General features: G+C 67.0%; 6 protein-coding genes. 5 read left to right on the top strand and 1 reads right to left on the bottom strand.

All coding sequences use genetic code 11. The features are described 5' to 3' along the window. Positions 1-753 (top strand): GNAT family N-acetyltransferase (locus tag B3D39_RS03245; protein ID WP_274963844.1); only part of this gene is annotated, 753 nt, incomplete at its 5' end. 38 nt (positions 754-791) lie between these two features. Here B3D39_RS03245 and speB read toward each other — a convergent pair. After that, positions 792-1,781, bottom strand: a complete 990-nt coding sequence (speB, locus tag B3D39_RS03240; RefSeq protein ID WP_274963843.1) for an agmatinase — start codon at positions 1,779-1,781, stop codon at positions 792-794. A gap of 107 nt (positions 1,782-1,888) precedes the next feature. Here speB and B3D39_RS03235 point away from each other — a divergent pair, with 107 nt between their 5' ends. From B3D39_RS03235 to B3D39_RS03220, 4 genes are all read left to right on the top strand, one after another. Further along, positions 1,889-2,851 carry a tellurium resistance protein gene (locus B3D39_RS03235; protein ID WP_274963842.1) on the top strand — a complete coding sequence of 321 codons (963 nt, stop codon included), beginning with the start codon at positions 1,889-1,891 and terminating at the stop codon, positions 2,849-2,851. A 300-nt stretch (positions 2,852-3,151) separates the two neighbouring features. After that, positions 3,152-4,600 carry an IMP dehydrogenase gene (gene guaB, locus B3D39_RS03230; protein WP_274963841.1) on the top strand — a complete coding sequence of 483 codons (1,449 nt, stop codon included), beginning with the start codon at positions 3,152-3,154 and terminating at the stop codon, positions 4,598-4,600. Positions 4,601-4,770: 170 nt separating this feature from the next. After that, entirely contained in the window at positions 4,771-5,256 is a 486-nt protein-coding gene (locus B3D39_RS03225) for a TrgA family protein (protein ID WP_274963840.1), read from the top strand. A gap of 87 nt (positions 5,257-5,343) precedes the next feature. After that, positions 5,344-6,090, top strand: a 747-nt coding sequence (locus B3D39_RS03220) for a gamma-glutamylcyclotransferase (protein WP_274963839.1), incomplete at its 3' end; no start/stop codon positions are given.

The following is a 6,090-nucleotide window of genomic DNA, read 5'->3' as shown; positions in this document are numbered from 1 at the left end:
GACCTGCGGCTCGAGATCACACATGAGGGCAGGCGGATCGCATTGGCCCAGATGATCGGGCGCGGCGGCGTTTGGCTCTTGTCGCGCGGACCGGTCTTCGCCCCTGGCCTTGATCGCGACAGTCAGATCGCGGTGCTGCGCCGGATCGCGCGTCGATGCGGGATCGTCCTCGCGACGCCGGACGCGCCGCTGGCCGGGATCGGGCTGGTCCCGCTGATCACCTCCCGCCACCACGCGCTTTGGTCCTTGCAGCCCGAGACGGAGGCGCTGCGCGCCGGGCTGGCCGGTAAATGGCGCAATCGCTTGGTGGCGGCGGAGCGCGCGGGGCTGCGGGTGAGGTTAGAGCCCGAGATCGACTGGCTTCTCGCCGCCGATGCGGCCCAGCAACGGGCGCGTGGCTACCGTGCCCTGCCGCCCGGCTTCACCCGCGCTTGGGCGGATCACAGTCCTGATAAGTTCCTCGCGCTGCGCATCGAGGATTCCAAGGGACAGCGCCTCGCGGGCGGCATCTTCCTGCTCCATGGCGACGGGGCGAGCTATCATATCGGCTGGACCGGGCCGGAGGGGCGCGCGTCGGGGGCGCATAACCTGATGCTCTGGCACGCGGCGCTGCGGCTGAAGGCGCGCGGGATCCGACAGCTCGATCTGGGCGCCGTGGATAGCGAGGACGGGGCAGGGCGGATGCGCTTCAAACTGGGCACCGGCGCGCAGCCTCAAAGCCTCGGGGCGACCCTGTGGGTGCTGCCCCGTTGACCCTTCTCCTTGAGGAAAATATCCCCGCCGGAGGCTCCTTAGCCCGCCGCAGGCGCACCGCCGGACTGTCGTGCATGAAAGATGAAGCCGAGGAAATTCAGCAGCACTTGCGCGGCAAGGATTGGGGTGGAACCGGTGGGGTCGTAATCGGGGGCGACCTCGACCAGATCGATGCCCACGACCTCGTGCCGCTTCGCCACGCCCTGCAGGACCTCCAGCACCTCGTAATAGAGAAACCCGCCATGGCTCGGCGTGCCGGTGCCGGGCGCGATCGAGGGGTCGAACCCGTCGATATCGATCGTGACATAGATCCGCGCGCCGTCGGGGATGCGGGCCAGCACGCCCTCGGCCCCCAGCTTGCGCACCTGCCGCACACTCAGGAAATCGTCGCCCATCGCGCGGGCGGCGTCATAGCCCTCCTTCGAGGTCGAGGAGACGTTGCGAATGCCGAGTGCGGTGATCCCCGAGACGTACCCCTTCTCGGCGGCGCGGCGCATCGGGTTGCCGTGGCCTTCGGTCACGCCGTGACGCTCGTCCACGAAATCGAGATGAGCGTCGATCTGCAGGATATGGATCGGGCCCTTCTCGGCGCAGTCTTCAGCGAAGGCGCGGATGCAGGGGATATTGATCGAATGATCGCCGCCGATCACCACCGGCAGCGCGCCCGCCTTCAGCATCGCCCGCACGCCGGTCTCGATATTGGCGTGGCTCTTCACCGTGTCGGTATGGACGATGTCGGCATCGCCGATATCGACGATGGTGACCTCCGGCCCGAGATAGGTCGCGTCGTCCTCGTGATCGTAAGCCCCGGCATGGCCGAAGGAGAACAGGGTCGAGGCCTCGCGCACCGCCCGCGGCCCGAACCGTGCGCCGGGGCGGAACTGGGTGCCGAAATCGAAGGGCGCGCCCATAACCGCCACATCCGCCTCGATCGCATCCCAATCGGCCACGTAAGCGCGCTTGCCGAAAGTGGAAATTCCCACGAAGGGCAGGTTCAGCCGCCCCGATTCATATCCATGTCCCGCCATCTTGCCTCCTGACACCCTGTCTCACCTCGGACAGCTTTTCGCCGCGCGCGAAATATTGCAAGCTTCTGCGCGACCGAAATGATTTGCCGATTGCCCGAGGTAAGCACATGTCCTTCGCCCCGCCCAAGATGACGCCCAAGGGCCTGTTTCGCCGCACCCCGCCCGCGATGTTCCCGCCCGTGCTGGGGCTGATGGGCCTCGGGATCGCGTGGCGGCGCGGCGTCGGGCAATTCGCGCTGCCGCCCGATCTGGCGGAGCTGTTTCTGGGCGCGGTGACCCTGCTCGCGCTGTTTACGCTGATAGCCTATGGCGCGAAGGTCGTGCGGCGTCCGGGCGTGGTGTTCGAGGATCTGCGCGTGCTGCCGGGCCGTGCGGGGCTCGCCGCGGGAACGCTGACGATCTATCTGATCGCGGCTTCGCTTGCGCCCTATGGCGGGCTCGGCACCGTCATCTTCTGGCTGGGTGTGGTCGTGCATCTGGGGCTGATCGCGGCGGTGATCTACACGCTCGTAACCGGCCCGGCCGAGCAGCGGCGCGTCAATCCGACATGGCAGCTGACCTTCTCGGGCTGGATCGTCGGCGCAGTGGCTGGGGTGATCCTCGGGCTCGATACGGTGGCGCTGGTGATGTTCTGGGTCGCGATGCTGTCGGCGGTCGTGATCTGGATGATCTCGCTGCAGCAATTCTCCCGGGAGCGCGTGCCCGCACCGCTGCGTCCACTGCTGGCCATTCACCTCGCGCCGGCCGCGCTGATCGGCACCGTGGCGAGCGCGTTCGGCGCGATGGGGATCGCGCAGGCGATGGCGATCCTCGCGGCGGCCTTTCTTCTGGCGCTGGTCGCGTCGATACGCTGGCTGCTCGCAGGGGGCTTCTCGCCGCTCTGGGGGGCATTCACATTCCCGGCGGCTGCGACGGCAGGGTGCTGGCTCGCGCTTGGCGGGGTCTGGGCGCTACCCGGCGCACTGATGCTGACGGCGGCGACGCTGATCGTGGTGCCGATTGCGCTGAAAGTGTTGCAGCTCTGGGCGAAGGGGCAGCTTGCGATGAAGACCAACGCCGCGATTGCCTGAGCGCGGAGGGCGGCGCCCGAGCCTCGAGTGGGCGCTTTGCTCCGCACGTGCTGGGCGGTTTATCCCGCAAGCCCGTAAGTCGGTCGTTCCCGCGATGATAGCGCCAATGCGCCCTCCCGTGGGGAGGGTCGGGCGCGGCCCGGGGCTGGTCGCCCCGCGCCACCGTAGGAGGCTGACACGATGGCGCCATACCCCTCGTTCGCGCACACCCGCTGCGCACCGCGTCCGCGAGGGGTTGCCTTCGCGTCCATTGCGTGAAACAGCAAACTGCCAAACGCATCTGGACACTGGAGACCCCCCATGCAGATTCGCGAGGCGCTCACCTTCGACGACGTTCTTCTTCTTCCCGCAGCCTCTTCGGTGCTTCCGGCAACCGCAGATGTCTCGACCCAGGTGACGAAGAAAATCCGGCTCAACATCCCGCTTCTGTCCTCCGCGATGGACACCGTCACCGAGGCGCGCATGGCGATCGCGATGGCGCAGGCGGGCGGCGTGGGCGTGATCCACAAGAACCTCACCGTCGAGCAGCAGGCCGACGAGGTCCGCCGCGTGAAGCGTTTCGAGAGCGGCATCGTCTACAACCCGATCACGCTGCGCCCCGATCAGACGCTCGCAGACGCGAAGGCGCTGACCGAGCGCTACGGCTTCTCCGGCTTCCCCGTCGTCGATGAAAACCGCCGCGTCGTGGGGATTGTGACCAACCGCGATATGCGGTTTGCCCAGAAGGACGAAACCCCGGTCTCGGTGATGATGACCACCGACCGTCTCGCGATCCTGCAAGAGCCCGCCGACCGCGCCCAAGCCATCGCGATGATGCGCGAGCGCCGGATCGAGAAGCTGCTGGTGACCGATGACGAAGGCAAGCTGACGGGCCTCCTGACGCTGCGCGATACCGAGCAGGCCGTTCTCAACCCGACTGCCTGCAAGGACGATCTGGGCCGCCTGCGCGTGGCCGCTGCGACCTCCGTGGGCGATGCGGGCTTCGAGCGCTCCGAGGCGCTGATCGACGCGGGCTGCGATATCGTGGTGGTCGACACGGCGCATGGTCACAGCCAGGGCGTGATCGACGCGGTGAAACGCATCAAGCAACTGTCGAGCGAGGTTCAGGTGATCGCGGGCAACGTGGCCACCGCCGACGCCACCAAGGCGCTGATCGACGTGGGCGCCGACGCGGTGAAATGCGGCATCGGCCCGGGTTCGATCTGCACGACGCGGATGGTCGCGGGCGTGGGCGTGCCGCAGCTGACCGCGATCATGGATTGCGTAAGCGCGGCGGGCGATGTGCCGATCATCGCCGATGGCGGCATCAAGTTCTCGGGCGATTTCGCGAAAGCCATCGCGGCGGGCGCAAGCTGCGCCATGGTCGGCTCGATGATCGCGGGCACCGATGAGAGCCCCGGCGAGGTGATCCTCTATCAGGGCCGCTCGTTCAAATCCTATCGCGGCATGGGCTCGCTCGGCGCAATGGCGCGCGGCTCGGCGGATCGCTACTTCCAGAAGGATGCGGCGAACGACAAGCTCGTGCCGGAAGGCATCGAGGGGCAGGTGCCCTACAAAGGCCCCGCAGGCGCGGTGATCCACCAGCTCGTGGGCGGTCTGCGCGCGGCGATGGGCTATACCGGCTCCGCCACGGTCGCCGAGATGCGCACGAACTGCAATTTCGTCCGCATCACCGGCGCGGGCCTCAAGGAAAGCCACGTCCACGACGTCGCGATCACCCGCGAGAGCCCGAACTACCGGATCGGCTAAGGCGCGCAGCGCCGCATTGCGATAGACGCGAAAGGCCCGGCCAGCGATGGTCCGGGTCTTTTTCATAGCAAATTACGCAGCGTAAACTTTTCATAGTTTCGCCGTAATCGCCCGTTAACCAGAGGGGATCACCCTCAAACCGTTCCTTGGTTTCGAGATGGAGGCCCGACATGATGCACCGAATTGCCGTGCGCAACTCTCAGGCGCAAATCCCTACGATCGCGAAACTTTTCGCGGCGCTGGCGCTTGGGGCGACCGGGTTCTTCGCCGCGCAGCAGATCATGCCCGCGATTCCCGCCGGAACCGACGGGGCGAAGGAATTGTGGCTGATCATGGGCTCGTTCGGGCTGCTGTTCGGCTGGCGCGTGGTCGGGGTTTCCGTCGGGCGCCGCTGGGTCGATGCGATCAATGACGGGCTGCGCGGCGGGCTTTACGTCCTGCTGTGGACCTTCGCCTTCCTCGGCGTGATGCAGATGCTGAAACTGGCGCTGCGCATGCGCTATGACGATGTGCTCTCCGCCGTGACCGACGTCATCGGGCAGGGCACCGCGATCGGGTTGGCCTCGCTTGGGGTAATGCCGGTCATCACGCTGGGCTTGGGCGCGATGGGCGCCGGGCTTCTATCGGAACTCGCGCATCGCCGCTACGGGCGCTGAGCACGAAACCCACCACACCCTCCGCTTGACATCGCGCGCCTGCCTTGCAGGTTGTGGCGCATGATGTGCCAAGCTGCGGGGACGGTCATGCAACCACATTTCTTTTACGGCACGTTGTGTCATCCGCCTCTGCTGGAGGCGGTCATCGGTCGTGTGCCGCAGCTCGTTCCGGCGCGGCTGGAGGGCTTCGCCCCGCATGAGGCCTGTCGCGAGGGGCAGGGCCTGGGCTTTCCGATCCTGATCGCGACACCTGACGCGGTGACGCGCGGCGTCGTCGCCGACCTGACCGAGACCGAGGCGGAGCGCATCGCGTGGTACGAGGATGGCTACGATGCCGAGATCCGCGATCTCGAGACCGGATCGGGGCCGCGCGAGGCGAAGCTTTGGCTGCCGAAAGCGGGGCGCTGGGACGTGGGCGACGCGTGGACCCTCGGAGACTGGGCGCCGAAATGGGCCGCGCTGAAGACCGAGGCTGCGCGGCTCTTCATCGCCGAGGCGCAGGCCGTGGGGCCCGACGCCGCCAATGCGCGCTATCACGCGATCCTCGTGCGCGCGGCGTCTACCTTGCGCGCGCGCGCGACCCCGATGGCGCAGAATTTGCGCCGGGACCTGCACGAAGGCGACATCAAGATCGACGCGCAACAGACTGCTTATGCGAAGTTTTTCGCGGTCGAGGATTATAAGCTGGAACATCGGCTGTTCGCGGGCGGGATGAGCGCCAAGCTCGACCGGGCGGCCTTCGTCTCGGGCGATGCGAGCGTCGTGCTGCCATACGATCCGGTGCGCGACCGGGTGATGCTGATCGAACAGATCCGCACCGGGCCACTCGCGCGC

It is taken from the genome of Thioclava sp. UBA3469 (assembly GCF_002378135.1).
Classification (GTDB): domain Bacteria; phylum Pseudomonadota; class Alphaproteobacteria; order Rhodobacterales; family Rhodobacteraceae; genus Thioclava; species Thioclava sediminum.
The sequence above is the reverse complement of the archived record's forward strand: the minus strand, read 5'-3'. Positions and strand labels throughout refer to the sequence as shown.

Excerpts from the sequence above, each read along its gene's own strand:
- B3D39_RS03225 (WP_274963840.1), top strand. The coding sequence starts at position 4,771 with ATGATGCACCGAATTGCCGTGCGCAACTCTCAGGCGCAAATCCCTACG.
- guaB (WP_274963841.1), top strand. The coding sequence starts at position 3,152 with ATGCAGATTCGCGAGGCGCTCACCTTCGACGACGTTCTTCTTCTTCCC.
- B3D39_RS03235 (WP_274963842.1), top strand. The coding sequence starts at position 1,889 with ATGTCCTTCGCCCCGCCCAAGATGACGCCCAAGGGCCTGTTTCGCCGC.
- speB (WP_274963843.1), bottom strand. The coding sequence starts at position 1,781 with ATGGCGGGACATGGATATGAATCGGGGCGGCTGAACCTGCCCTTCGTG.